25 protein-coding genes are annotated in these 24,401 nt (G+C 49.0%); 19 read left to right on the top strand and 6 right to left on the bottom strand.

Annotated features, from left to right (window positions below):
- Positions 1–158: 158 nt before the first annotated feature.
- Complete coding sequence (locus J7I83_RS09420; RefSeq protein WP_215100450.1) at positions 159–623, top strand: low molecular weight protein-tyrosine-phosphatase; 465 nt, start codon at positions 159–161, stop codon at positions 621–623.
- A gap of 52 nt (positions 624–675) precedes the next feature.
- Here the strand turns inward: J7I83_RS09420 and J7I83_RS09415 are convergent, their stop codons facing one another.
- Complete coding sequence (locus tag J7I83_RS09415; RefSeq protein ID WP_215100449.1) at positions 676–1,527, bottom strand: NAD(P)H-hydrate dehydratase; 852 nt, start codon at positions 1,525–1,527, stop codon at positions 676–678.
- Between the two features lie 186 nt (positions 1,528–1,713).
- Here J7I83_RS09415 and J7I83_RS09410 point away from each other — a divergent pair, with 186 nt between their 5' ends.
- Both J7I83_RS09410 and J7I83_RS09405 read left to right on the top strand, forming a co-directional pair.
- On the top strand, positions 1,714–2,664 hold the full coding sequence (locus J7I83_RS09410) for an MBL fold metallo-hydrolase (RefSeq protein WP_215100448.1): 951 nt from the start codon (positions 1,714–1,716) through the stop codon (positions 2,662–2,664).
- Positions 2,665–3,144: 480 nt separating this feature from the next.
- Complete coding sequence (locus J7I83_RS09405; protein WP_215100447.1) at positions 3,145–3,864, top strand: 3-ketoacyl-ACP reductase; 720 nt, start codon at positions 3,145–3,147, stop codon at positions 3,862–3,864.
- Positions 3,865–3,908: 44 nt separating this feature from the next.
- Here J7I83_RS09405 and ptsP read toward each other — a convergent pair whose 3' ends face one another.
- Together ptsP and J7I83_RS09395 are read right to left on the bottom strand one after the other, a co-directional pair.
- Complete coding sequence (gene ptsP, locus J7I83_RS09400; RefSeq protein WP_215100446.1) at positions 3,909–5,627, bottom strand: phosphoenolpyruvate--protein phosphotransferase; 1,719 nt, start codon at positions 5,625–5,627, stop codon at positions 3,909–3,911.
- Positions 5,624–5,893: a phosphocarrier protein HPr gene (locus J7I83_RS09395; RefSeq protein WP_215100445.1), complete on the bottom strand. Its 270-nt coding sequence runs from the start codon at positions 5,891–5,893 to the stop codon at positions 5,624–5,626. Before J7I83_RS09395 ends, ptsP begins: the two co-directional genes overlap by 4 nt.
- A gap of 192 nt (positions 5,894–6,085) precedes the next feature.
- On the opposite strand from J7I83_RS09395, the gene J7I83_RS09390 reads away from it, so the two are divergent.
- The 5 genes from J7I83_RS09390 (at position 6,086) to J7I83_RS09370 (ending at position 11,357) form a co-directional block, all read left to right on the top strand.
- The gene (locus J7I83_RS09390) at positions 6,086–6,838 is read left to right on the top strand and encodes a DeoR/GlpR family DNA-binding transcription regulator (RefSeq protein WP_215100444.1); all 753 of its coding nucleotides are present in this window, start codon (positions 6,086–6,088) and stop codon (positions 6,836–6,838) included.
- Complete coding sequence (gene pfkB, locus J7I83_RS09385) at positions 6,835–7,767, top strand: 1-phosphofructokinase (RefSeq protein ID WP_215100443.1); 933 nt, start codon at positions 6,835–6,837, stop codon at positions 7,765–7,767. The genes J7I83_RS09390 and pfkB overlap by 4 nt, the downstream gene beginning before the upstream one ends.
- Complete coding sequence (locus tag J7I83_RS09380) at positions 7,764–9,677, top strand: PTS fructose transporter subunit IIABC (RefSeq protein WP_215100442.1); 1,914 nt, start codon at positions 7,764–7,766, stop codon at positions 9,675–9,677. Before pfkB ends, J7I83_RS09380 begins: the two co-directional genes overlap by 4 nt.
- Positions 9,678–10,017: 340 nt before the next feature.
- Positions 10,018–10,389 (top strand): nuclear transport factor 2 family protein, encoded by a 372-nt coding sequence (locus tag J7I83_RS09375; protein ID WP_215100441.1) that lies wholly within the window; start codon positions 10,018–10,020, stop codon positions 10,387–10,389.
- A gap of 380 nt (positions 10,390–10,769) precedes the next feature.
- Positions 10,770–11,357: a histidine phosphatase family protein gene (locus J7I83_RS09370; protein ID WP_215100440.1), complete on the top strand. Its 588-nt coding sequence runs from the start codon at positions 10,770–10,772 to the stop codon at positions 11,355–11,357.
- A gap of 52 nt (positions 11,358–11,409) precedes the next feature.
- Here J7I83_RS09370 and J7I83_RS09365 read toward each other — a convergent pair whose 3' ends face one another.
- Positions 11,410–11,598 carry a hypothetical protein gene (locus J7I83_RS09365; RefSeq protein WP_215100439.1) on the bottom strand — a complete coding sequence of 63 codons (189 nt, stop codon included), beginning with the start codon at positions 11,596–11,598 and terminating at the stop codon, positions 11,410–11,412.
- Positions 11,599–11,755: 157 nt separating this feature from the next.
- Between J7I83_RS09365 and J7I83_RS09360 the strand changes: the two genes are divergently transcribed.
- The 9 genes from J7I83_RS09360 (at position 11,756) to J7I83_RS09320 (ending at position 18,020) form a co-directional block, all read left to right on the top strand.
- The gene (locus J7I83_RS09360) at positions 11,756–12,208 is read left to right on the top strand and encodes an SRPBCC family protein (protein ID WP_215100438.1); all 453 of its coding nucleotides are present in this window, start codon (positions 11,756–11,758) and stop codon (positions 12,206–12,208) included.
- 12 nt (positions 12,209–12,220) lie between these two features.
- Complete coding sequence (locus J7I83_RS09355) at positions 12,221–12,670, top strand: SRPBCC family protein (protein ID WP_215100437.1); 450 nt, start codon at positions 12,221–12,223, stop codon at positions 12,668–12,670.
- Entirely contained in the window at positions 12,667–13,146 is a 480-nt protein-coding gene (locus tag J7I83_RS09350) for a P-loop NTPase family protein (RefSeq protein ID WP_215100436.1), read from the top strand. Before J7I83_RS09355 ends, J7I83_RS09350 begins: the two co-directional genes overlap by 4 nt.
- A gap of 261 nt (positions 13,147–13,407) precedes the next feature.
- A complete protein-coding gene (locus tag J7I83_RS09345) occupies positions 13,408–14,217 on the top strand; it encodes an MBL fold metallo-hydrolase (RefSeq protein WP_215100435.1) in 810 nt (269 codons plus the stop codon).
- Positions 14,214–14,438: an NUDIX hydrolase gene (locus J7I83_RS09340; protein WP_215100434.1), complete on the top strand. Its 225-nt coding sequence runs from the start codon at positions 14,214–14,216 to the stop codon at positions 14,436–14,438. Before J7I83_RS09345 ends, J7I83_RS09340 begins: the two co-directional genes overlap by 4 nt.
- 114 nt (positions 14,439–14,552) lie before the next feature.
- On the top strand, positions 14,553–16,556 hold the full coding sequence (locus J7I83_RS09335) for an ABC1 kinase family protein (protein ID WP_215100433.1): 2,004 nt from the start codon (positions 14,553–14,555) through the stop codon (positions 16,554–16,556).
- Between the two features lie 77 nt (positions 16,557–16,633).
- Complete coding sequence (locus tag J7I83_RS09330) at positions 16,634–16,957, top strand: ArsR/SmtB family transcription factor (protein WP_215100432.1); 324 nt, start codon at positions 16,634–16,636, stop codon at positions 16,955–16,957.
- 140 nt (positions 16,958–17,097) lie between these two features.
- Positions 17,098–17,604 carry an MFS transporter gene (locus J7I83_RS09325; protein ID WP_251047563.1) on the top strand — a complete coding sequence of 169 codons (507 nt, stop codon included), beginning with the start codon at positions 17,098–17,100 and terminating at the stop codon, positions 17,602–17,604.
- A gap of 38 nt (positions 17,605–17,642) precedes the next feature.
- Complete coding sequence (locus J7I83_RS09320) at positions 17,643–18,020, top strand: hypothetical protein (protein ID WP_215100431.1); 378 nt, start codon at positions 17,643–17,645, stop codon at positions 18,018–18,020.
- 708 nt (positions 18,021–18,728) lie between these two features.
- Here J7I83_RS09320 and J7I83_RS09315 read toward each other — a convergent pair.
- Positions 18,729–19,115, bottom strand: coding sequence for a VOC family protein (locus J7I83_RS09315; protein WP_215100430.1), 387 nt, complete (start codon positions 19,113–19,115; stop codon positions 18,729–18,731).
- 490 nt (positions 19,116–19,605) lie between these two features.
- Between J7I83_RS09315 and J7I83_RS09310 the strand changes: the two genes are divergently transcribed.
- Together J7I83_RS09310 and J7I83_RS09305 are read left to right on the top strand one after the other, a co-directional pair.
- Complete coding sequence (locus tag J7I83_RS09310; RefSeq protein WP_251047562.1) at positions 19,606–20,427, top strand: helix-turn-helix transcriptional regulator; 822 nt, start codon at positions 19,606–19,608, stop codon at positions 20,425–20,427.
- Between the two features lie 161 nt (positions 20,428–20,588).
- Positions 20,589–22,691, top strand: a complete 2,103-nt coding sequence (locus tag J7I83_RS09305) for a putative bifunctional diguanylate cyclase/phosphodiesterase (RefSeq protein WP_215100429.1) — start codon at positions 20,589–20,591, stop codon at positions 22,689–22,691.
- A 57-nt stretch (positions 22,692–22,748) separates the two neighbouring features.
- Here the strand turns inward: J7I83_RS09305 and J7I83_RS09300 are convergent, their stop codons facing one another.
- Positions 22,749–24,350 (bottom strand): pyruvate oxidase, encoded by a 1,602-nt coding sequence (locus J7I83_RS09300; RefSeq protein WP_215100428.1) that lies wholly within the window; start codon positions 24,348–24,350, stop codon positions 22,749–22,751.
- Between the last annotated feature and the right edge of the window lie 51 nt (positions 24,351–24,401).

The following is a 24,401-nucleotide window of genomic DNA, read 5'->3' as shown; positions in this document are numbered from 1 at the left end:
TGTACACAAACGCTTTATACGGTTTTTAATGGTTCAGCAATGGGCAAATCACAGCGATAGCTGCCGGAATTCGGCGTCCAATGCTATAATTGCCTGGAAAAGTCCAGAAAGTTCAAGTGCCGCCGTTAGTGTTCATGAGCAAAAAAGGAGGAATTGCGATGATTCGTGTGCTGTTTGTGTGTCTAGGAAATATCTGCCGGTCACCGATGGCGGAAGCCGTTTTGCGGGAGCGGCTGTTTGAAGAAGGCTTGTCCGAAAAAGTGGAAGTGGATTCGGCCGGGACGGGAAACTGGCACATCGGCAAAGATCCACATCCGGGAACGCTGAAAATCCTGGATGATCACGGCATCTCAGCCAACGGGATAAAAGGGCGCCAGCTTCAATGGAAAGACTTTGATGATTTCGACTATGTCATCGGCATGGATCGGACAAATATTGACGACATCCGTTCGATGCTTGGCCAGCCGGACCATCCGAAAATCCTTCGGTTCCTGGACTTGACCGATCACCTGAAGGATGTGCCGGACCCTTATTTTACCGGTGACTTCCAGGAAACGTATAAGCTGATCGGTGAGGGCTGTGAGGCGTTGCTGATGAAAATAAAGGATGACCATAATTTGTAATCCATCCAAAAAACGGCCAGGAAAGGTTTCCTGGCCGTTTTTTGGATGGATGTTATCTTTCAAATTGTGCCCACACCTCCGGCAGCAGGTCCGTCAATTCATGCGCCAGCAAGGTATGGGGAGAGCGGTTCTTGGTCCATTCATCTGCGCAGGCTCCGTGAAGATGGACCGCGTTCAGCACCGCATGCTTCCAATCAGGATGGCAGCACAGCATGCCGAGCATCATGCCGGTCAAGGTATCGCCGGTACCGCCTTTGGCCAGCGCACTATTGCCAGTCGGGTTTGCCCAGACTTCGCCGTCCGGAAAAGCCACAATGGTCTTTTGGCCTTTTAAAACGATGGCGGCGCCTAATCTTTTCGCCCAGACCCCAGCGTAATGAGCCCGATTTTCCTGCAGGGCTTCGACTGCTACCCCGGTGATTCGGGAGAATTCGGCAGGGTGCGGCGTCAGGATGATTGGTGCCTTCCGCTCAGGATAGGTCCGCTTGCTTAAAGCACCGGCGTCCAGAATGACCGGCATTGCGCTGCCAAGAAGAACGTTAACGGCGTCTTCGGTTAATGCATCCGGATGGGTACCGGGGCCGATTGCAGCGGCGCGGTAGGAATCGGTCGGTTCCTGCTGTTGTGCGATCCGCTGCAGGCCGTTCTGCAGGTAGGTCGCTTCCGGAAGCCGTGGCACTATCATCGCCATGGCACCGGCCTCTGTGGCAATGACCAGTTTGCCGACGCCGCTTCTCATGGCACCAAGTCCTGCGAGCAATGCGGCGCCCGGCATCTCTTTTGTGCCGGCAATCAATAAAGCCGTGCCGTAGCTTCCTTTGTGGCTGTCCGGGCCTCTCCGGGGGAGCGTCGGTTTTAGCCGCTCTGCCGTCCAGTAACGGGGAGTGTCTGTTGATGGAGACATAAGTGTTTTCCTCCTGTCTGCAACTCGTGTTATTGTTTATGTTCTTCACATTACGCAATTAATTAGAGAATTGCAAAATTATTCAGGAATGGATTTTACCAAAAAAACATCCAATCTGTAAGCCTAATGGTAGACTATTGTTAACATGGCCAATTGGCTGTTCAAAAAGCAAAGGGGATGGATAGAATGGAAGACAAGCAACCGATTCGCTTAACTGAACGCATGCACTTGATCGATGGGTTCGATTTGGGGCTGCCCGAACGGACCGGCACCTATGTTATTGACGAGAAGGAACTGACGCTTGTGGACACAGGGCCCAGCCCTTCTGTCAAATATGTCAAAAAAGGGCTAGCCGATTTGGGGTTTGCGCTCGAAGACGTCAAATACATAATCGTCACCCATGTCCATCTGGATCATTCCGGGGGAGTGGGCCTGCTGCTGCAGGATTGCCCGAACGCCAAAGTGGTGGTCCATCCGAAAGGCGCCCGGCACCTGGCTGATCCAAGCCGCCTGACTGCCGGCGCCCGGATGGTTTATGGGGAGCAGTTTGATCGACTGTTCGATCCGATCGTCGCCATTCCCGAAGAACGCCTGCTTATAAAAACGGAAGGAGACCGATTGGAGATCGGCCCAGGGTGTACACTGGAATTTTGGGACACGCCGGGTCACGCCAACCATCATTTCAGCATTTACGATCCTGTCAGCAACGGCATTTTCGCAGGGGATACAGTGGGCATCCGCTATGACCAATTGGTGGGGGAGGGCATCGAGTTGTACCTGCCTTCCACGTCGCCCAACCAATTCGATCCGGAAGCTATGCAACAGGCCATCGAACGGATGTCCAAGGCGAAACTGGACGCCATCTATTACGGGCATTTCAGTAAAACCGATCATCCCGAGCTGGCACTGCGCCAGTCGGAAGAATGGCTTGGGGTATTTGTTGAAGAAGGAAAGGCCGCCTTTGCCGCTCAATGGGAGCCGGCTCAATTGGCGGATCGTTTGTTTGACCGAATTCAGGCTTATTTGAGAACCCTAGGCGTGCCGGACGACCATGAAGTTTATCCGTACATCCGGATGGATATGCAGGTCAGCGCCATGGGAATAGTGGATATGCTGTCCAAACAACAACAAAGATAAACCTGTGCAATTGCACAGGTGTTTTTTTACGGGCAAATGCAGGCGGGTTTCCAGGGTTTCTTTTGCTGAATGAAAATCGGAGCAGCTATTCTATGGCAACAGCAGTCAACATGAATTGAATGGGAAGATGAATAACGACAAAGAGAATAACGTGAACCACTTCACGCGCCGGGGAAAAATATCCTTCCGACGAATGAATAACTGCATCTATCCGAATAAAGACGGAACTTTTCTTTTTGTGTGAATGAATAAAAAAGAAGATGGTTGTTTTGAATTTCTTGGCTCCATGAATGAATAACTCTGTTTTGTTATGAGAGATTTGAATGGTGCAATTAAATTAGGTTTGGCTGTTTACCTTTCCACCTCTTAAGGGTAAAGAAAATAGCGTGCAGTTGAAGAAATCGCCATTTTTCACCCACATTCCGAATTTGCGGGCGTCTAATGAATGGAAGTTATCAGTGAGAGGCGGAATTTTAAATCATGCAATTATTGACAGAGAAAACGGCTTTTATAACAGGTGCAGGAAAAGGTATCGGGCGGGCGACAGCGTTGGCTTTGGCTAATGAAGGCGTCAATGTTGGACTGATTGCCCGGACAGAAGCGGATTTAGTGAAGCTTGCTGCAGAAATCAAGTCGCTGCGGGGCCGTGCCGCTTATGCAGTGGCGGATGTTTCTGATTTAGAGCAAGTGGAAGCGGCAGTAAAAAAATTGACAGCTGAACTTGGAACTGCCGATATTTTAATCAATAATGCCGGCATCGGCAAATACGGTCCGTTTTTGGAATTGGATCCGAAAGAGTGGAAGCGGATCATCGATGTCAATTTGATGGGCATGTATTACGTGACCCGAACTGTGCTGCCCCAAATGATCCAGAAGAACGGGGGAGACATCGTCAACATTTCCTCAAGTTCGGGATTGCGTGGGTCAGCGGGTTCAAGCGCCTACAGTGCTTCGAAGTTCGGGGTGCTTGGCATGACAGAATCGCTGTCGCAGGAAGTCCGCAAGCACAACATTCGGGTTTTTGCGTTGACGCCGAGCCGAGTCGTTACAGATTTGACGTTCAAAGAAGGCGAAACCGAAAAGGAGAAAGAAAAGTTCATGCAGCCTGAGGATTTGGCTGAATACATGGTGGCACAGCTCAAGTTGCATCCGCGTATCTTTATTCCGACATCGAGCCAATGGGCAACCAATCCTTTTTAATCCATAAAAAATGAGCCAGGGAGAAAATCCCTTGGCTCATTTTTTTATTTGGTGGAAAGCTTTGTTACATAGTCTTCTACTTCCTGGGAATTGCTCAACGCCAGGATGCGGTCTGTGTGCTGTGCCATTTCGGCTTTAGAAAGCTTGCTGATTTGCGAGCGGGCTTTCAGAATCGATGAAGCACTCATCGAGAACTCATCCAGGCCAAGGCCGAGAAGGATCGGGATGGCAATTTCATCTCCGGCCATTTCTCCGCACATGCCGGTCCATTTGCCTTCACGATGAGAGGCGTCGATGACCATTTTCACCAAGCGCAGAATGGCCGGGTTGAATGGCTGATACAAATACGACACGCTTTCATTCATGCGGTCTGCGGCCATTGTGTACTGGATCAAGTCGTTGGTGCCGATGGAGAAGAAATCGACTTCTTTGGCGAAGGTATCGGCCATAACAGCCGTCGATGGAATCTCGACCATGATACCGACTTCGATTGTTTCACTGACTTCCACGCCTTCGGTTTGCAGCTTCGCTTTTTCTTCCAGCAGCAAGGCTTTCGCCTGACGGAATTCATCAAGTGTCGCAATCATTGGGAACATGATTTTCAAGTTGCCATGGATGCTGGCGCGCAGCAAAGCACGCAGCTGCGTTCGGAACATATCCGGCATTTCCAGGCACAGGCGGATTGCGCGCAAACCAAGGAATGGGTTTAGTTCTTTTGGCAGCTCCAGGTAGGACAGTTCTTTGTCGCCGCCGATGTCGAGTGTCCGGACAACGGTCGGTTTGCCCTGCATGCCTTTTAGGACAGCGGCATAGGCTTCGACTTGTTCATCTTCTGTCGGGAACTGGTCACGTCCCATGTACAGAAACTCCGTACGGTACAAGCCGATCGCTTCACCGCCGTTATCCAGGACGCCGGCAATGTCTTTTGGCGTGCCGATGTTGGCGCCGATTTCAACAGCGTGGCCGTCAGCGGAAACGGTCGGTTCGTTTTTCAGTACGGCCCATTCTGCTTTCTGCTCGTCATAGGCCGCTTGTTTGTTTTTGTATTCTTCGATGACGCTGTCTTCCGGTGCGATTAAAATCGTTCCGTCCAAGCCATCCACAATGACGATGGTGCCGTTCTGGATATCCGCCATTGCGGTTTTAGCGCCGACCACGGCCGGGATTTCCAGCGTGCGCGCCAGGATCGCCGAGTGGGAAGTGCGTCCGCCGATATCGGTGATAAAGCCTTTGACGAACTGGGCGTTTAACTGAACCGTATCGGAAGGGGTCAAATCTTCCGCAATGATGATGACTTCATCTGAGATCATGCTTGGGCTTTGGATGCTGACACCGAGCAGGTGGGCCAATACACGTTTTCTGACGTCACGGATGTCCGCGGCGCGTTCTTTCATGTATTCATTGTCCATCGCTTCAAACATGGAGATGAACATATCCGACGTTTCCTGCAGCGCAAACTCTGCATTGACCTTGTCTGTGGTGATTCGCTCTGTAATCGGACCGACAAGTTCAGGGTCGCTCAGGACCAGCAGGTGGGCACCAAAAATTGCGGCTTCCTTGTCACTGATTGTCTCAGCCGTTTTCTTTTGGATCACTTCAAGTTCGGCAATGGATTTTTCCAAAGATGAAGTCAATCGCTCCAATTCGCTGTCGACATCCGAAATTGTCCGTTTATCCACATTCAATTCCGGATTTTCTAAGCGAAAAGCTTTAGCGATGGCTATTCCATTCGATGCTGCTATTCCGGACATTGTTTGTGTCATTGGTTTGAAATCCCTTCGGCCTTCATTACGTCCGCTGCTTTTTCAATCGCTTCGTTTTCGTCTTCGCCATCCGCTGCAATGGTCACCACTGAACCGCTTGGAATGCCTAAAGACATAACGCCCAAAATGGACTTCAAGTTTACTTTTTTGCCTTTGTGTTCAATCGTAATGTCTGACTTGAATTTTGACACCGCTCCAACTAATGCGGATGCCGGACGTGCGTGCATACCTGCTTCATCTGTAATTGTAAATTGTTTTTCGACCATGATAAATTTCCTCCTTTAATGGATGCAATCATTTTTGTTTATTCGCTGACCGAATGTGACGGTTTTTGAGCGAATGGGAATAAAAAATGACGTTTTTTGATTGCTTATGAACGATTATGATTGATTGTGGAAGCGATTTCAAGTATTATCTATTTAACAGAACTTTTACTCTATTAAAGAGAAGGTGATAACTTGCTGACCAACGAACGGCATGCCTATATTTTAGCGCTGCTGGAAGAAAAACAGACAGTCAAAATACAGGAACTGGTGGAATCGACAGGTGCATCGGAATCAACCATCCGAAGGGACCTGACCGATCTCGAGCAATCGCAAAAACTCGAACGCGTTTTCGGCGGCGCTATCCTGCCAGGGCGGAATCTGATGGAACCCAGCATTTCGGATAAATCCACACGGTTCCTGGAAGAGAAAATCAGGATAGCGGAATATGCCTCCTCGCTCGTTCAACAAGGAGACAGCGTATTCCTGGATGCCGGCACCACGACCTTTCAACTGATTCCGTTTCTGAAAGACAAGGATCTGGTGGTCGTGACCAACGGATTGACACTCGTCGAAGCCCTTAACGAACAAGGCATCACCACCTACTTGACCGGTGGTTTGATGAAGCCGCGAACGGGCGCTTTTGTCGGTTCCCACACGATCCAGGCGCTCCAGAACTACCGGTTCGATGTCTGTTTCCTCGGCATCAACGGATTCCACCGGGATTACGGCTATACCACACCGGACCCCGAGGAAGCAGCCATCAAGCAGCTGGCCAGTTCCTTGGCGCGAAAAACCTATGCGCTCGCTGATCATTCCAAAGCCAATAAAATCAGTTTTGCTAAAATTATGGATTTGGACCGCGCAACTTTAATTGTAGATGAAATTTCCAAAGAAGCCAATGCTGGGCTCGAAAAAAAGACAATAGTAAAGGTCGTGACACCATGATATACACCTGCACGATTACCCCTTCCATCGATTACACGGTATATGTACCCGAATTCGAAAGCGGAAAACTAAATCGTTCTGAAGAGGTTTATTACTACCCCGGCGGAAAAGGCATCAATGTTTCCCGTGTGTTAAAGCGGTTAGGCGTCTCCAATCAGGCGCTCGGCTATGCCGGAGGCTTTACGGGACACTATATAGAAGAGTTTCTAAAAAATGAAGGCGTTGATGCAGATTTTATCCAAACGGCGGAAATCACCCGCATCAACGTCAAAATCAAATCGGACAAGGAAACTGAACTTAACGGGCCGGGACCTGAATTAAACGAGGCGCAGCTGTCGGCATTGACTGAAAAAGTGCGCAGGATGAACCGGGGCGACTGGTTTGTATTGGCCGGCAGCCTGCCGGGATCGATTCCAACGGATTATTTCTCGGAACTGGCGAAAATTTGCCAGGCCAACGAGGTCCGGTTCGTGCTCGACACATCGGGCCCGGCGCTAAAAAGTTTGGTGGCTACTCCGGTCTTCCTGATCAAGCCCAACCAACAGGAATTGGGCGAGTTGTTCGGTGTGGAAATCACCAGTCTTTCAGAAGCTTTCCATTATGCCAGCAAGCTGGTGGCACAGGGCATCGAACATGTCGTCGTTTCCATGGGTGGAGACGGGGCGTTGCTGGTGACAAAAGACACGACCTTGATCGCCAAAGCTCCTCAAGGTACCGTCGTCAACACGGTCGGTTCCGGCGATTCGCTGGTCTCCGGGTTTATCGCCTCATACGCGGGAGATTTGGATCCTGCCTTGGCGTTCCGTTATGGTGTCGCCAGCGGCAGTGCGACTGCCTTCCGTTCAGATCTATGCCGCAAGGAAGACGTCGACAAGTTGCTCGGTGAGGTAGAGATTTATCCATATGACGAAAAGGATGTGACAAAATGAAAATCACTCAGCTTTTAACAGAAGAAACCATTATCTTGAACCTTTCCGCCACAACGAAACAAGAAGTGCTGGAAGAGCTTGCCGGACAATTGGACCGCGCCGGCAAATTATCGGACAAACGTGCATTCACGGCAGCTATCCTGGAACGTGAAAGCCAAAGCACGACCGGCATCGGAGACGGCATCGCTATTCCCCATGCCAAGTCTTCCGCCGTCAAATCCCCGGCCATCGCTTTTGGCCGCGCAACCGATGGACTCGACTTTGAATCGCTCGACGGCCAGCCGGCCAACCTGTTCTTCATGATTGCAGCCACTGAAGGCGCCAATGACGATCATTTGGAGGCGCTGTCACGCCTGGCCACGTTCCTGATGGACGACAAGTTCCGCACGAACATCCTCGCGGCCCAGTCGAAGCAGGAAGTGTTGGATGTGGTATCCGCTAAAGAGGCTTCCCTGGATGAACCGGAAACGGCGGCGGAAAACATTCCGGCTGACAGCACACAGAAGAAAATTTTGGCGGTCACCGCCTGTCCCACCGGCATTGCCCATACTTACATGGCAGCTGAAAAACTGAATGAACGCGCCAAAGAGCTGGGCATCGCTCTGAAAGTCGAAACCAACGGCTCGAGCGGCGTGAAAAACCGATTGACTGCTGAAGACATTGCCGGAGCGGATGCCATCATCGTGGCAGCAGACACCAAAGTGGAAATGAGCCGTTTTGACGGCAAGCCCGTCATCCAGACGGCGGTCGGCAAAGCGATCTACGAAACGGACAATTTATTGAACCGTGCCGTAGCAGGCGATGCACCGACCTATAAGCACGACAAATCAAAAGACGAAGCAGATGCAGGGGAAACCAAAGGCGGGTTCTATAAGCACCTGATGAACGGCGTATCGAATATGCTGCCATTTGTGGTCGGCGGCGGTATCCTCATTGCCATCTCGTTTTTCTGGGGCATCAACGCCTCAAATCCTGACAGTCCCGAATACAATGAATTCGCGGCCATGCTGAGCACCATTGGCGGCGGCAACGCGTTCTTCCTGATGGTTCCGGTACTTGCCGGTTTTATCGCCATGAGCATTGCCGACCGTCCCGGATTTGCACCGGGTATGATCGGCGGTTTGATTGCCATCACCGTCACCGGTGTTGAAGAAGCAAGCGGCGGTTCCGGATTTCTGGGCGGCTTGATCGCCGGTTTCCTGGCAGGTTACGTGACGCTGTTGGTCAAAAAAGCCTTTGCTGGCCTGCCGAATTCCCTGGAAGGCCTGAAGCCGGTGTTGTTCTACCCGGTCTTTGCGATTGCCATCACCGGCATCATCATGATGCTCGTCAATCCGCAGCTGACCAAAGTCTACACAACGATTTCCGCTTTCCTTGAAAGTTTGGGCGGCACGAACCTGGTGCTGGTCGGTTTGCTGCTAGGCGGCATGATGGCCATCGATATGGGTGGTCCCATAAACAAAGCGGCCTACACATTCGGCATTGCGATGCTGGATGCGCAAAACTTCAACTTCATGGCAACGGTCATGGCGGCCGGAATGGTTCCGCCGCTTGGCCTTGCACTTGCTACGACACTTTTCAAGAATAAATTCACTAAACCGGAACGTGAAGCCGGCAAAACAGCTTACGTCCTCGGTGCCTGCTTTATCACAGAAGGCGTCATCCCGTTTGCGGCAGCTGATCCGGCACGCGTCATTCCAGCTTCGGTAGCCGGAGCGGCGGTTACCGGTGCCTTGGTCATGCTGTTTGACATCGGCCTGCGTGCCCCTCACGGCGGCGTGTTTGTCATCGGCCTTGTAGATGGAGGCGTTCCCAGCATCCTGCTGTATGTGTTGGCCATCATGGCAGGCGCTGTCGTTACCGCGCTCCTTGTCGGTTCTTTGAAAAAACGTGTGCCAGTAGCCGCATAAGCAACAACCGCTTCAGGAGACAACAAACCTGGAGCGGTTTTTTTGTGCCCATAAGCAGAAACGGAAAAATAAATCTCTCTGAAAATGGAATTCGTGACTGATTTCAACAGGAATTGGGTATTGGATAATACATCTAGAACAGCGGATATCAGAGCGATTTCAGGATAATCGATGAGAAAGAGGTGAACAAGCCGATAACAGTGATTGTCCGCATAGAATCAGGCATTGGCTCGGTGTCTCAGGGGAGGACCGGTCAGTGAAAATAAGCAAGGTTTTTGGGGTCATTCAACCAGGGAAACATTGAAGAAAGGGGCAACACGACCGAAAGGAGCGGCTGGCAATGAAAGTGGTAAAAAATACAGATTTTTTCTGCCATTTCAATAGTGCTTTCTTTCACGGAGACCGTCTGTTCATTGAAAACCATATTGCAGATGATGTCGTGTGGACGATTGTCGGTTCAGAGCCGATTACTGGGAAACAGGCATTTCTCGATGCGGCATTTGGGGTGGAGGACGGTTATAGGGATGTAGATTTCACCATCGATATTGCTGTTGCTGCCAACGGGGAGGCTGCAGTCAAAGGAACGATGAAAAAGAAGGGACTGGCGGATAAGGCGAAAGTTTACGCCTACTGCGATTTTTACGTAATGGAAACGGAAAGCAGCGAAAAAGTAAAAGAACTGACCACCTTCGTCATCGAATTAAAAGAATAAATACGTTACGGATGCTAAACCTCTATTGCATAATAGGGGTTTTTAAGTGGGCTGCAGGAGAGAGAGTATATGGAGGGTGTAAAATAATAAATGTAACTACTTACATAAGGGTATTTGATAACCAGTTCAAAACAGCCGACAAGCAGAAATATGGGAACGGAAATCCGAAGCAGTCACTGAATTCACGCCAAAAACCAGCTGTTGCGACACCTAGAAGCGGGGGATCTGTGCTTCATAGGCCGAGACACCCGCCAGTCTGTGATGGAGCATTTGGTTAGGGGCCGGTCAACCGGACAGGTGCACAGGCTTTTAGAGTGAGCCGCATGACTGTTTGTGGTAAAATAAAAAAATATTAATAATCAATGGAGGGGTGACTAAATTTGACCATTGTCTGCTTGATTCGCCACGGTGAAACGGATTGGAATGCACAAGGGAAGATCCAGGGAAAAACCGATATTCCCTTGAATGTTGCCGGCACACAGCAGGCCATGCAATGCGGGGCGTATTTAACCGCTGCTGATTGGGATCTGATCATCACGAGCCCGTTGCAGCGTGCTCGGCGGACAGCTGAAATCATCAATGCAACATTGGAATTGCCGCTCGTTGAAATGGAAGAGTTTGCGGAAAAGCATTTCGGTGATGCAGAAGGATTGACCTATGAGGAGCGGGCTCTTACTTTTCCTGATCGGCTGTATCCGAATCAGGAAGATAATGGCTTATTTGCCGAACGGCTGGCAAACGGCCTGAAGATCATCAATGACCGTTATCCGGACCAGCGCGTCTTGCTGGTTTCCCACGGCGGTGTCATCAACGCCATTCTAGGCGAATTATCAGACGGTGAAATCGGCTCTGGAAAAACCAGGCTGCTGAATGCTTGCCTGAGCCATATTCAGTTTGACCAAAGCAATTGGATTATCCAAAACTATAACCAAGTCAGCCATCTGGTACCTTCGCTGAGTGAACGGTAAGTTTTGAAATTTAAAAAATAAAAGCAGCAGAGGCATCATGCCTCTGCTGCTTTTATTTTTTTCCAGCCGCTGCTTTTTCCTTATCGAAGCGGTAGACATAAGTAGCCAGCGCCCCCATGAATAAAGCTGAATTGAACCAAAAGACCAGGTCGCCCAGCATGCCGTTAAAAACCAGTGCGTTCAATGCTGTAATCGCATGCATAACGATGAGGAATAAAATTAAAATTGTCGCAGTCTTCATTGTTTCACTCCGTTCTTTTCCTCATTATAGACATACTGCCGATTAATTCAAGCGACTGTAAGGCGCATATCCAGGAAACGGAGCAATGGGACGTGAATGTTGGGCGCGCACATGGGATAATGACAGAGAGTCTGTCAGATTTAGAGGGGGAGCAGCCATGGTCAAATGGAAAGAAGAAATGGTGATCGATAGTGAGATCGAAAAAGTGTGGAGTTTGTTCAAAGATGACAACATCAAAAAACTGATGCCGAAAGTGGAAGAGCATATCCTGCTGGAAAACAGCAATGACCAGCTTGGTGCCAAACACGCCCAAAGCTATCATGAAGGCAGCCAGCTGCAAACCTATATCGTCGAGACGGTGGGCTACGAAGACCTGCCGGACAGGAAGCTCAAACAAACCCAATTTGATATGGGGCAGAGCTTTCAGGTGTTTTATTCGTTTACGCTATTGAAAGAAGGCGAAAACCATACGAGGTTTGTTTACGAAGGGTCTAACAAAGGCAAGGGGCTGATGGGGAAGGCGATGCTGCTGGCGGGCAGTAAAAAGACCCGCCACCAGACGGTCACCGCATTCATGGAGCGTGTACGTGACGAAGCGTTGAAATTATAAGGGGGTATTGGAATGGTCCAGTGGAATGAGAAACGTGTGATCGAGGCGCCCATCGACAAAGTGTGGGCATTGTTTTCAGATGAGCAGCTGCAGACCATTATGCCGCAGCTGGAGAAGCACCAATTGGTCAAAGGGCCACCGAATCGGGTAGGGTCGAAATACGCGCAGCAAAACCGGATGGGCAGCCGTTTGGTCAGCTATGTCATGGAAATCACTGCCTATGAGGATTTGCCGGAGAAAAAGCGCAAAGACATCGGTTTTGTGGCGGCAGGGCTTTTCAAGATTTCCTTAAGTTTTGCGCTGACCCGGATCGACGACGAAAAAACCCTATTCGTCTACAGCGGCTCCAATACCGGCGCCAATCTGTTCGGCCGTACTTTGCTGAAGCTTGATCAGCAAAACAGCAGCAAGCAGGAAGTGGAAGAGCTGATGGCACGGGTGGCAGCAGCGGCCGAAGAATGAAGATCTACATCATCAGATCTGTAGGGAGCGGCAAAACCACGTTGGCTCGCCAGTCTCTTTTGAACATTCCGCATTTTAAATCGGACAATTTTGTTTGGCAGCGGCAGAGCGGCGAAGATTTCCGCAATGCCGAACCTGTCAGAGATGCGCAGTTTCTTGCAGCCATCGGACAGTCCAACTGGATCATCGAAGATGTCCACATCGGCTGGACAGAAAGAGCGGTCCAGGACGCTGACTGCGTGGTTTTTATGGATGTCCCTTACCACACAAGAACGTTCCGTCTGCTTAGTCGCCACGACAAGCAGAAGACGGGGAGGGAACGGTCTACTCATAGGCCCAGTCTGTCCATGCTCCGGAAAATGTATGGCTGGAACCGCTATTTCGAAAAAATCATGAAGCCGGCATTTTGCAGCAGCTGGGAGTGGTCCAGGAAAAAACGACTATTCTTACAAACCACTAACAAACAAAAGAATTAATAGCAGACCTTGTTCAAGTTAATCTATAAATGTTCTTTTTTATTTACTATGTAACATACTACTTAAGGAATTATGATTAAAATCAAAACCGCCTACAACAAAAAACGAAAATCATCTTGAAACTTCTAAAAAATAAATTTAACATACCTAAAACTTTTCACTAAGTATTAAATTATAGCTTTTTGTGACAGCAGTCTGTAAAATTTTGTATTATGAAAAGAAAGGCAAGCAATGCTTTATCAGCTAGAGGGGGCATGGAACATGATACAGGTTTATGAAAAAGAACAGGTGCTGTGTGTGGAAGGAATTGTTGAAGAAACCCGAGGCAAAGTGTTTGTTTATCTGGTTGACGGCATGCTGATTGATACGGGTCCTGAAAAGCTGCAGGAAGAGCTGGTCGGCTTTTTCCAAGGCCATTCTTTCAATCAAGTGGTCTTGACGCACCATCACGAGGACCATACCGGAAATGCAGCGTGGCTGCAGCAAAATCACGAAATTCCATTCTTTATTCATCCGCTTGGCATCGGAAAAATTAAAGTGGAGGGGGAATACCCCAACTACCGCAAAATCACTTGGGGCAATCGAGATGCTTTTGATGCATCGCCGCTTGGTGGGCAGATCCGCTCACGCACACTCGAGTGGCAGGTCATCCATACACCGGGCCATGCAGACGATCACGTGGCATTGTTTCACGAGCCATCGAGGCGCTTGTTCACAGGTGATCTTTTTGTGTCACCGAAAACACGTGTCATGATGAAAAGCGAGTCGCTCCCGCTCCTTACGTCATCCCTGCGCACCTTATTGGCATTGCCGTTCCAGTCGGTGTTTTGCAGCCATGCAGGCTACCTGGAAAACGGGCGCACGTTGCTGGAACAGAAATTGCAGCACCTGGAAACCCTTCAACAAAACATCATTCAGCTCTATGAAGAAGGCATGCACCCAAGCGACATCGATCGTCAGCTTTTCCAAAAATCTTATGCGATCGTCCAGTTTTCGGAAAGGGAATGGGATACCAGCCATATCGTTTCTTCTGTCGTTGCAGATCATGATTTTAAAAAGAGTCGGCATTGAAAGGACAGGTGTACCATGAAATTACACTTGTTTACGAAGTCGAGTTTGAAGATTGTCGCCTTTTGGATCGCGATTTCTTTGAGGTGATTGAAGAAAGCAAACTAACCACAGCGAAATGGGTCGGTTTGGAAGAACTATCACTTAAAGAGACGACACTGTATCCGGTCGGTCTGCTCGGCCTCATCCGAAAGGCGCCGGAGCCCGTCGAACAGGTACGCTGACCCTTCAGGTATATCCTTCAGTGATTCAGGAACATTCAGAGAAATTTTGGTATACTGAAGAAATTAAGCCTGCCTGTTGCGGGTGAAGATTGGTGTTGAAAGGAGAGTGCCTCCATGAACTTTTTCATTATGTTGCTGCAACTGCTGGCAGTGGCCCTATTTATTTATTACGTAAGTGGCCGTTTAATGGGTTCCAAAGTCAACTTCACCAAAAGAATTCTTTCGGTCTTGTTGGGGGTCAGTTTAACAACCTTAGTTTATTGGTATTCTTATCTGCGCTATACGGATTTTTTAAACGAAAACATCGCTTTTGCCGTTACGGACGCCAGTTCCATCATCTGGATCGGCAGCATGCTGCTGATCTCGATGCTGTTTTATCTGTTCTTCGAGCTGTTCGATCCCATCGAGCTCGGGGAACGGGGCGAACGCATCACCGGACAGAAGTTCATCATCCACCGTCTCCGGCATCGATGGCGGCGCCAGAAACGCTTGAGCCAAGTGTTGGAGATCGCTGTCAGGAACGGCTTTTCCCGCACCATTCGCTATGCCCGGCACCGGGAAAGCAACCGGGATTTCGCCATCGCTTTCCGGGATACGCTGGAACAAAGCGGCGGGATTTTTATCAAGTTCGGGCAAGTGCTGTCCACACGCACCGAGTTGTTTTCACCGGTCTTCATCGAAGAACTGGAGACGCTGCAGCAAGATGTCAAGCCCCTGACTAATGAGCAGGTTACTATGATTTTAAAAAACTCCTTATCGGCGAGTGTGGAAGACGTCTTTTCCGAATTCCAGATGGAGCCACTGGCTGCGGGCTCTATCGGCCAAGTGCACCGGGCCGTCCTGAGAACAACGCAGGAAGATGTTGTGATCAAATTGCTGCGTCCGGAAGTCAAAGGCATCATGCGCAATGATTTGGACATTCTCGTCGAGTTTGCCGATTGGGTCGCCAGCAAATCAAAATGGGCAGAGAACATCGGCTTCCGTGAACTGGCCATCGGCTTTGCGAACGGCCTGCGCGAAGAAATCAATTTTGAAATCGAAACCCGCAATACCATCCAAATCGCCAATGCCCTGAAAAAGAGCGATTACCAGGTGAAGATTCCGCATGTCTACCGGGAGTACAGCAATGACAACCTGATTGTTATGCAGTATTTCCAGGGCAAGAGCGTTTCCAGGGGACAGGATGTCTTTGAGCACTTTGATGTCGACCAGAAAGAATTCGGGCGAACGGTGCTGTTCTCCTTTTTCGAACAAATGCTGTTTTCCGGCATATTTCATGCCGATCCGCATCCGGGCAACATCTTTATCGATCAACAGGACGGCCTACCGATTCTGCTGGATTTTGGTGCTGTTGGACGGCTGGCCGCTCCGCAGCAGGACGGATTGAATCTATTCATCATCGGTGTCCAGCAAAATGACGCAGAAGTCATTTGTGACGCCATCAACGTCTTGGTGGAAGACAATAGCCAGATAGACCGCCAGAAGCTCGAACAGGCGGTTGGCCAATTGCTGTTGAAGATTTCCTACGTCGACAAGATTCAGACCGAAGAACTGATCCACTCCATGTTCGATATCGTGCGTGAATTCGGCTTGGCGTTCTATCCCTCTGTCGGTATGGCACTCCGGTCCTTGATCAGCCTGGACAGCACGCTTCACACCATCGACCCGAAATTCGATATGTTCACTGAAGCCAAGGTCTTTGCGAAAAAATACAAGACCGCTGTGTTGAAAAAGCCGTTCAAGGAGCCGCGTGAAACGAAACAGCGACTTGAAGAGGAACTGGCGCTGCTGATTCCGGAAATGATGAAATTGCCAAAACGGGCCGATCAGCTGATCCAACGCATCGAAGGCGGCAAGATCATCCTGCATCATGACGTTTTTTCCGATAAGCACAACGCCAATTTTGTCCTGCAGCTGTTTTCCCGTTTCGTTTTGCTGATGTCCGGCATTACTTTCGGGCTGATCTCAGCGGCCCTGCTGGCCATTGCCCAGTTCATCAATCCCGAGTACGCCGTCTACCTGAACACAGCCGCCTATTCCGGATTGTTCCTGTGTGTCATTCTGCTGGTCCGGTTGTCCATTCAGGCGATACGCGATATGAAACGAAGCACTACGTAAAAAACTGCATCCTGAAAAGGGTGCAGTTTTTTTATGGATGCTATTCTGGACTATAAGCAACTGTGTTTTTTCCAAGTATGGATAATTTAAATGAGTTGGATGTATTTAAAGCTTTGTCGAACAAGACCCGTCTGGATATACTGAAATGGCTGAAAGAACCTGAAAAGAACTTCCCGAAACAGCAGGCGCATTTGCCGAAGGAGGTCAGCATCGAAGGTGGCGTTTGCGTCGGGGACATACAAGATAAAGTGAATTTATCTCAGTCCACGGTTTCGCATTATCTGTCCATCGTGCAAAAGGCAGGATTGCTGGAAGCGGTACGGTATGGGCAGTGGACGTATTACAGAAGGAACGAAGAAACCTTGGCTAAAATTGCAGAATTCGTGAAACAGGAGATTTGATTCCGAATGGGAGGCAGATCTCTGTCTGCTTTATATATCGATTATTCTAGATATATCTATATTGATTATCCTCAGTCTTTTGTGAAAAGAGTGGGGACCATACCATCTAAATAAACTACGAAGTTGGAGTGAACCGTTGTATGGCCGCACGTGCACAGGAAGATCTATTGAATACGAAACAAAAAATATTGGCATTTACTTTAACTTTATTAACCTTCGTCATGGGAACGAGTGAATTTGTGATTGTCGGGCTGTTGACAGAGGTCTCGAGCGATTTGAATATCACATTGGCAACAGCAGGGACGTTGATCTCCGGGTTTGCCATAGCCTATGCCATTGGCACGCCGTTATTGACGGCCTACGTCAGCCGTTTCCTGAAATATCCGTTGATGCTTTTATTCATTTCCATCTTCATCATCGGTAACGTCATCAGTGCGTTATCAGGAACTTATGAACTGTTGATCGTTTCACGAATCATTACGGCCGTTGTCAGCGGTGTCTTGATCTCTTTATCGATGAGCATCGCGAGCGACACGATGCCGGTGGGATCAAAAAGAAGAAACGGTGAAAACCCCCGCATACCAAGGTTCGGGATTATAAGAGATATAGACACCCCGCGAGCTGCTGGGTGTTTTTTGTGTCGTTAAGCTAGTAAGATTAGTAGGACAACAAAGGTGGTGAAGTTATGAGGAAAAAAAGCGTTGGTATCATTATTTTCATTCAACTTGCGATGACGATTTTGCTTGTTTATGATTTTTTTCCACAGTTGAATATTCCTGTTGGAATACCCGAAATCATGGTATTGGGAATCTTGCTGTTGTTGGTGTCTGTGGGCATTCTTAGCAGCAGGTTGAATAGCAAAGACGTAAGAGGAACCTGGGTCTGGCAGTTGGCATCAACGGGCTATTTATTTTTGTTGATTGGCATACTTACAATGCTGGGGGGCGTTTCACAAACAGAAATTTCTTTCCAGAATCCTATTTTGTGGGTAGTACTAGCTATTTCTGTGCATGAGATTCATCAGCAAAAGAAAAAGCTGAAATCAGCAACCGCACTTGATTAAGAGGAGTGAAGCCCGGTTTTACTGCATGGGTAAAACATTTGTTGATTAATTAAGCTCACTAGTCTGTAATCATTAAAAAGGGGCTTGATGCATCAAATGCACACTTAGAGAGTTCCTGTGAGATAAGTTGCTAACGCGTGTTAATATCAGCTGCTGATGGCTAAGAAACGTTTAGAGACTTATGCAAAGCTTGTCGCGTTGAATAGACATGAACATAACAGTACAAAATAATAATGGCTGGTTGTGATCATACCGCTTAATAATTAACTGAATTGGAACAGTTGAATACGGAAGTACGGAGAACTCATAAGAAATTCCATAACAGAATCTCTATACTAAAAAGCAGAATACCTGATAAGAGGAGAGTTGGCAGCCAAAAGACATTTTTCTTTAAATCTCATTTTAGTTTACATAATATAAATTATCGGAAGTAGTGTTTCACTTAAAAAGTATACTCAAGACAGTGAGACGAAACCGATTTTTAGGTTGATTTTGAGTGCTTTTGGCTTATTTCACGGATTTCCCACTATTCGCTGTTTTTATGCAATTTCATTGACTGCTGCAGATTTACTTGTTGGATCTGTTCGCTGAAGAATTTTTATCTCGCCAGACAAAATTCTTCAGCAATTTTAGTTTTTGACAGATCCAAACGTAAATTGGTTTCTCGAACAGACTTTGCATAACTGTGTACGCATAAGCGTGAATTGATTACATCACCAGCAAATTCCACCGATGTCCGTCCAAATCCGCAAATCCCGCACCGTACAATCCGTCTCGTTCGGTTGGTTCACCAAACACAAATCCGCCTGCTCGTTTCACGTTGCCAATCGTCTCATCAAGTTCTTCTTTGGTATCGACTGAAATTGAAAACAACGCTTCTGTCGACTGATCGGTGTCCGTCAGTGCATTGTGCGTATAGCTTTTGAACCGCTCCTCCTGTACCAGCATGACATGCACCTGATGATCGCCCACGACCATTCCACCCATTTGGTTGTTGTCCTCGCCTTGCTCCATGATTTCCATGCCAATATCATTGAAAAACTCTCTTGATCGGTTTAGATCTTTGACCGGTAAATTGATCCACAGTTCTTTCATGATTTTCACCTGCTTTCTTGGCAAAGATTCCAGCGCCTTCAGTCAAATCTGCTGGCCAATCACCGCCTTTTTCATTTATTCACTTCGAGTCTAGCTTAATTATCAGAATATTAACACTCAAAACCCTCCAGTTTTCAGCAATCTGGAGATAAAACCAGCACTTTAAGTTTGTTGGCCACCGCCCTTTTCCCCTAATTCCTCCCCAACTTTGAAACCATTTCCTGTTTGTAACGTATTTAAAGCAGGCAACCGGGATGAAATTCTTATGGGCATGCTCCGGGACGACTACTATAGATGGTGAATGTGTCTGTGCCGCTCCACCAAGCAACCAGCTTATTCCCTCTAATCTGGTGATTAATTGGTTTCTAAAGAATTTTTTCTATCAATTCTTGCCAGATAGGCCTTCTTTTTAACGGAATTTACCGGTATTATACAGCAATTCTTATTAATTCTTGTTAAACTGGAAGAAAAGCAGAAATGAGCGATTTTTTTGTCTGAAGCCAAAAATGAAATGACCGATCTTTTCCGATTCCATACCATTCAGCATTTTTTGTATCCGCGTGGTCAATCCCGGCATCAGCCGCTCCACCGCCATCCTGACAGCGTTGAATTGCTGCTGGTGCTGGAAGGAAGCGTCCATTGCCACATTGACAACCAAGCCTACTCCGTCCCGCCTGGCACGGTTTTGCTCGTACAGCCTGGCTTGTGGCATGAGCTAAAGTTTACCACCGCACAACAGCAAAGCGGTTACCGCCTGTCTTTTACAAGAAAGCGCTCCACAACGCAGGCTCTAGAGGTGGCATTGCCCCCTGTTATTTCTATCAGCGACCTTAAAAGACTAGAAGCGCTTTTCGTCGGGCTCCAGCAGGAAAGCGCTCAGCCGCAGGCAGATTCGAAACAGCTGGCCCATTACCTGATCGGCTTGATTTTGACGCTGTTAAGCCGTTTCGCAAGCAGCTGGTGTACCCCCTCCTCCAAGAATGCAGAGGCGACCGTCCAGGAAATTAAACGTTTTATGGAAGAAAACCATTGCCGCTCCCTAACACTGGAGGGCCTTGCCGATCGGTTCTGCTTGAACAAATACCAACTGGCACGGCTCTTCAAGCAGCATACCGGCATGAGCCCGCTGCAGTACATCATCTCCCGCCGCATGGATACGGCCAAACAGCTGCTTGCCACCACTGACAGCTCTGCAGCTACGATCGCCGGCAGCGTCGGCTACAAAAGCGAGACGCAATTTCAGGCAGCGTTCAAAAAAGCGGTTGGCATTACGCCCAGGCATTACCGGCTGGAATTCAAACAGAAACCGTGAATTCCGATTGCGAAAATATTTATTTGTTAAATTAAAATATAAATGGCATTAGTTAGGAAAATACTCTATCATACATAACAAGAAAGCATATTGTTGTAAAGAACGGCACGTATTTATCCAACTGCCAACCAGCAGTTGAAGTCACCGGGAGGACCAGATTAGTGAAAAATGACAAACACCACAGGAAAACCTCCACAATTAAAGAACTGTCCTCTTCAACTGACTTGCTGTACAAAGACCTTTTTGATGGAATGATCCAGCAGGCACCTGTCAGCATGTACATACTGAACGGTTGGGCTTATTCCTATGTGAATCAGCAGTTTTGTGAACTGGTGGGTTACAGCGAAGAAGAACTGCTAAGTGGCCGCGTCACCCTGGATACCTTAATTCATCCGGAAGACCTGACCATCATTCAGGCCCGAATTGTAAACGACTCCAACATTGAGGGTGCCTATGCACGCTACCGTGTCAGGGTGTTTAGAAGCGACAGACAGCTGCGCCATGTTGAAATCCATTCATCCAGAAAACAATGGCAAGGCAAAACTGTCCTGTTTGGAACCGTTATTGACATTACCGCAGAAGTAACCGCCAATCTGCTGGTAAAAGAAAATGAAGAACGGCTGAATTCCCTTTTCACCTACAATCCGGATGCTGTATTCACGTTCGATACCGACGGGCAATTTAAAACGGCCAATCCAGGATGCGAAACGCTGTCCGGCTATTCAACTGCGGAAATTCTTCAATTAACGTTCACGCCTTTGATTGTTTCAGAAGATCTGCCTACTGCCCTGCTTCACTTCAGCAATGCGTTGAACGGCATTGCCCAAACCTATGAAATCGCCATTATCCGAAAAGATGGAGAAAAGCGGAATCTGCTGGTCACCAATTTCCCGATGAAAGCAGGCGGAAGCATCATTGGCGCCTATGGCATCGCCAAAGATATCACGGATGAAATCAACTACAAAAAATTGATGGAAGGGCTGGTGTTTTTCGATCCGCTGACACGGCTGCCGAACCGCAAATTATTTGAAGACCGGTTAAAACAGGCGATCGAAAGCACTGAATGCGACAAACTCCAACCGGCAGTACTGTCGTTGAACCTGGATCGCTTTAAATTCATCAATGATTCGTTCGGCCACCAGTTTGGGGATGAATTTTTAAAAGGGATCGCACAACGGCTTTTGGACAGTGTCGACGGGAGTGACACCGTGGGACGGTTTGCAGGCGATGAATTCGCGGTGCTGTTGCCGAACCTCGATCAGCAACAGGTTTTCCAGCTAGCGGAACAACTCCATGAATCCCTGGCCAAACCTTTTGAGGCACTGGGCCATTCCGTCTCCATCTCGGCTAGCGTCGGCATCGCTTTCAGCATCGGACCGCAAGAAACCGTCGAAGCGCTGATCAAGAAAGCGGACGCTGCGATGTACTATACCAAAAAATACAAGACCCATCAGTACACGGTGTATTCCGAAGAACTGGATCAACAGTCTGCTTATCGGCTGACCATCGAACGAGAGTTGAAGTCAGCCCTCACGAAACAGGAAATGGTGCTGCATTATCAGCCCATCATCGATTTGAGGAGCGGCCAGCTGAGTGCCATGGAAGCCTTGATCCGCTGGAATCATCCAGAAATGGGCTTGGTGCCGCCCGATTGCTTTATTCCGGTGTCCGAGGAAACCGGACAAATCGTCCCCATTGGCCGGTGGGTCCTGCACACTGCCTGTACACAGAATCAAGCCTGGCAGGACGAGGGATATCCGCCCATTAAAATCTGTGTCAATATTTCAACCATCCAGCTGCAGCAGCCCAATTTCGTCCAAACGGTCAAGGCCATTCTGGAAGAAACCGGTCTGAGCGCCAAGTGGCTGGAACTGGAAGTGACCGAGAGTATTTTGCTGGTGGACACAGACCTGCTTAAATGCAGTCTGCAGAGCTTGAAAGAGCTGGGCATCTCCATGTCCATTGACGATTTCGGCACCGGGTACACGTCTCTCAGCTATTTGCGCCAATTTTCCTTTGACCGGGTGAAAATCGACCGCAGCTTTATAGAAGATATCAGCAGGGACCTAAACGGCAAAGCCATCACCGCCACCATCATTTCCCTGGCGCATCGATTGAACATGACCGTCGTAGCAGAAGGCATTGAAGACCACACGCAATTGGCTTTCCTGCAAGAGGAACAATGCAATGAAGGCCAGGGCTATTACTTCGGCCGCCCGCTGCCGGCTGAACTGCATGACCTGTCCACGCGATTCACGAAATGACCAACCACACAAAAAGACGACCATAGAAATTCGGTCGTCTTTTTGTGTGGTATTTTTTCAAGAAGGCGGCGCGCTGTCTTCCACATAAGCGTCGATGACCACCGGTTTCCGGCTAAGCTTGGCTGTTGCCAGCGCATCTCTCAACTCGCTGCGGGTCTTCGCAGTATAACCTTCCCCGCCGCAAGCCTGTGCAAATGCCGCAAAGTCGATGTTCGCCAAATCGGTTTCGGTCGCTTTGTTGCCCATTTCTTCCTGCTCGTGTTCAATGAGCTGAATTTTTTGGTTGTTGAACACCACCAGGATCATCGGCAAATCGTATTTGACGGCCGTAACAAAGTCCTGCATGCCCATGGAAAAGCCACCATCGCCGAGCAGCGACACCACCTGCTTGTCCGGATATGCCAGTTTCCCGGCAATCGCCCCCGGCAATCCGCAACCCATGGTGCCGAGCCACGCCGATACGACGAGCTGTTGCTCGGTCAGCTGCAGGTAACGCGCCGCCCACAAAGTCACGCTGCCTACATCAAGCGACACAACTGCATCCCGCTCCAAAATAATTTGCACTTCCGCGATGACGTGCTGCGGCTGCAGACGTTCTGTTTCTTTTGCCATATCTTTTTGTAGCGTTTCCTGCCACACTGCGCGTTTTTCTTGATACTTCAAAAGGAAGCTATCTTCCTTATTCCCTAAATGTCCAGTCAGCCAGGCGGCGGCCGGTACCAGCTCTCCGACCACTCCCACCAGTACCGGATAATACTTGCCGATGACTTTCGGATCGACATCAATTTGAATGGCCGGTGCGTCTTTTGGCAAATACTCCCGGTAAGGAAACGAGGTGCCCGCCAAGATCAACAAATCAGCTTCTTTCATGGCCTGTTCCGCCGTATCGGTGCCAAGCTGCCCCAATTGCCCAAGGTTATGCGGATGGTTGTCCGGAATGATGCCTTTCGCCGGGAAGGACGCGATAAGTGGCGCTTTCAATTTTTCCGCAAATGCAAGCACCTCGGCCGTCCCACCTGCTGCGCCTTTGCCGGCTAGGATCACCGGTTTTTTCGCAGCCTGCAACAATTTCAACGCCGACTGCAAGCCTTCTTCTCCCGCCCGGATGTTCGGTTTGACATAAGCGGGGGAAGTCAGTGCTTTGTCGCGCTTGATCTTGGTACCGAACAAATCATCGGAAACGATCAGCACTGCCGGCCCTGATTCGGCATACGCCGTCCGGATGGCCTGGTTCAGCATATCCGGCAGCTGTTCCGCTTTCTGGACGCGTCGGTTGTAGACCGTCGCTTCTTCGAACAACGACTCCATTTTCAGCTCCTGGAAGCTGTCCGTGCCGACCAGCTCGCTGCTGACCTGACCGACGATCGCCAGTACCGGTGTTTTGTCTTTTTTCGCATCGTACAGACCGTTCTGCAGATGCACCGCTCCAGGACCGGCAATCGACAAACAAACACCGATCTTGCCGGTCAATTTGGAATAGGCGGCTGCCGCAAGCGCTCCGGTTTCTTCGTGGCGAATCTGGATAAAGCGGATCGCTTCTTCTTTTCGCAGTTCTTCCATAAATTCATTGATGGAGTCTCCAGGCATTCCATAGATGTGGTCGACTTTCCAGGCTTTCAGCAACTCAATGGCGTGGTCCCCTGCTGTCCTGTCAAACATGGACATCCCTCGCTTTCAAAAATTTAGGCATAAGCCCTTATCTCTTGCTCC

It is taken from the genome of Planococcus sp. ISL-110 (assembly GCF_018613575.1).
Classification (GTDB): domain Bacteria; phylum Bacillota; class Bacilli; order Bacillales_A; family Planococcaceae; genus Planococcus.
Note: the sequence above shows the minus strand (reverse complement) of the source record. Positions and strands in the feature narration are given on the sequence as shown.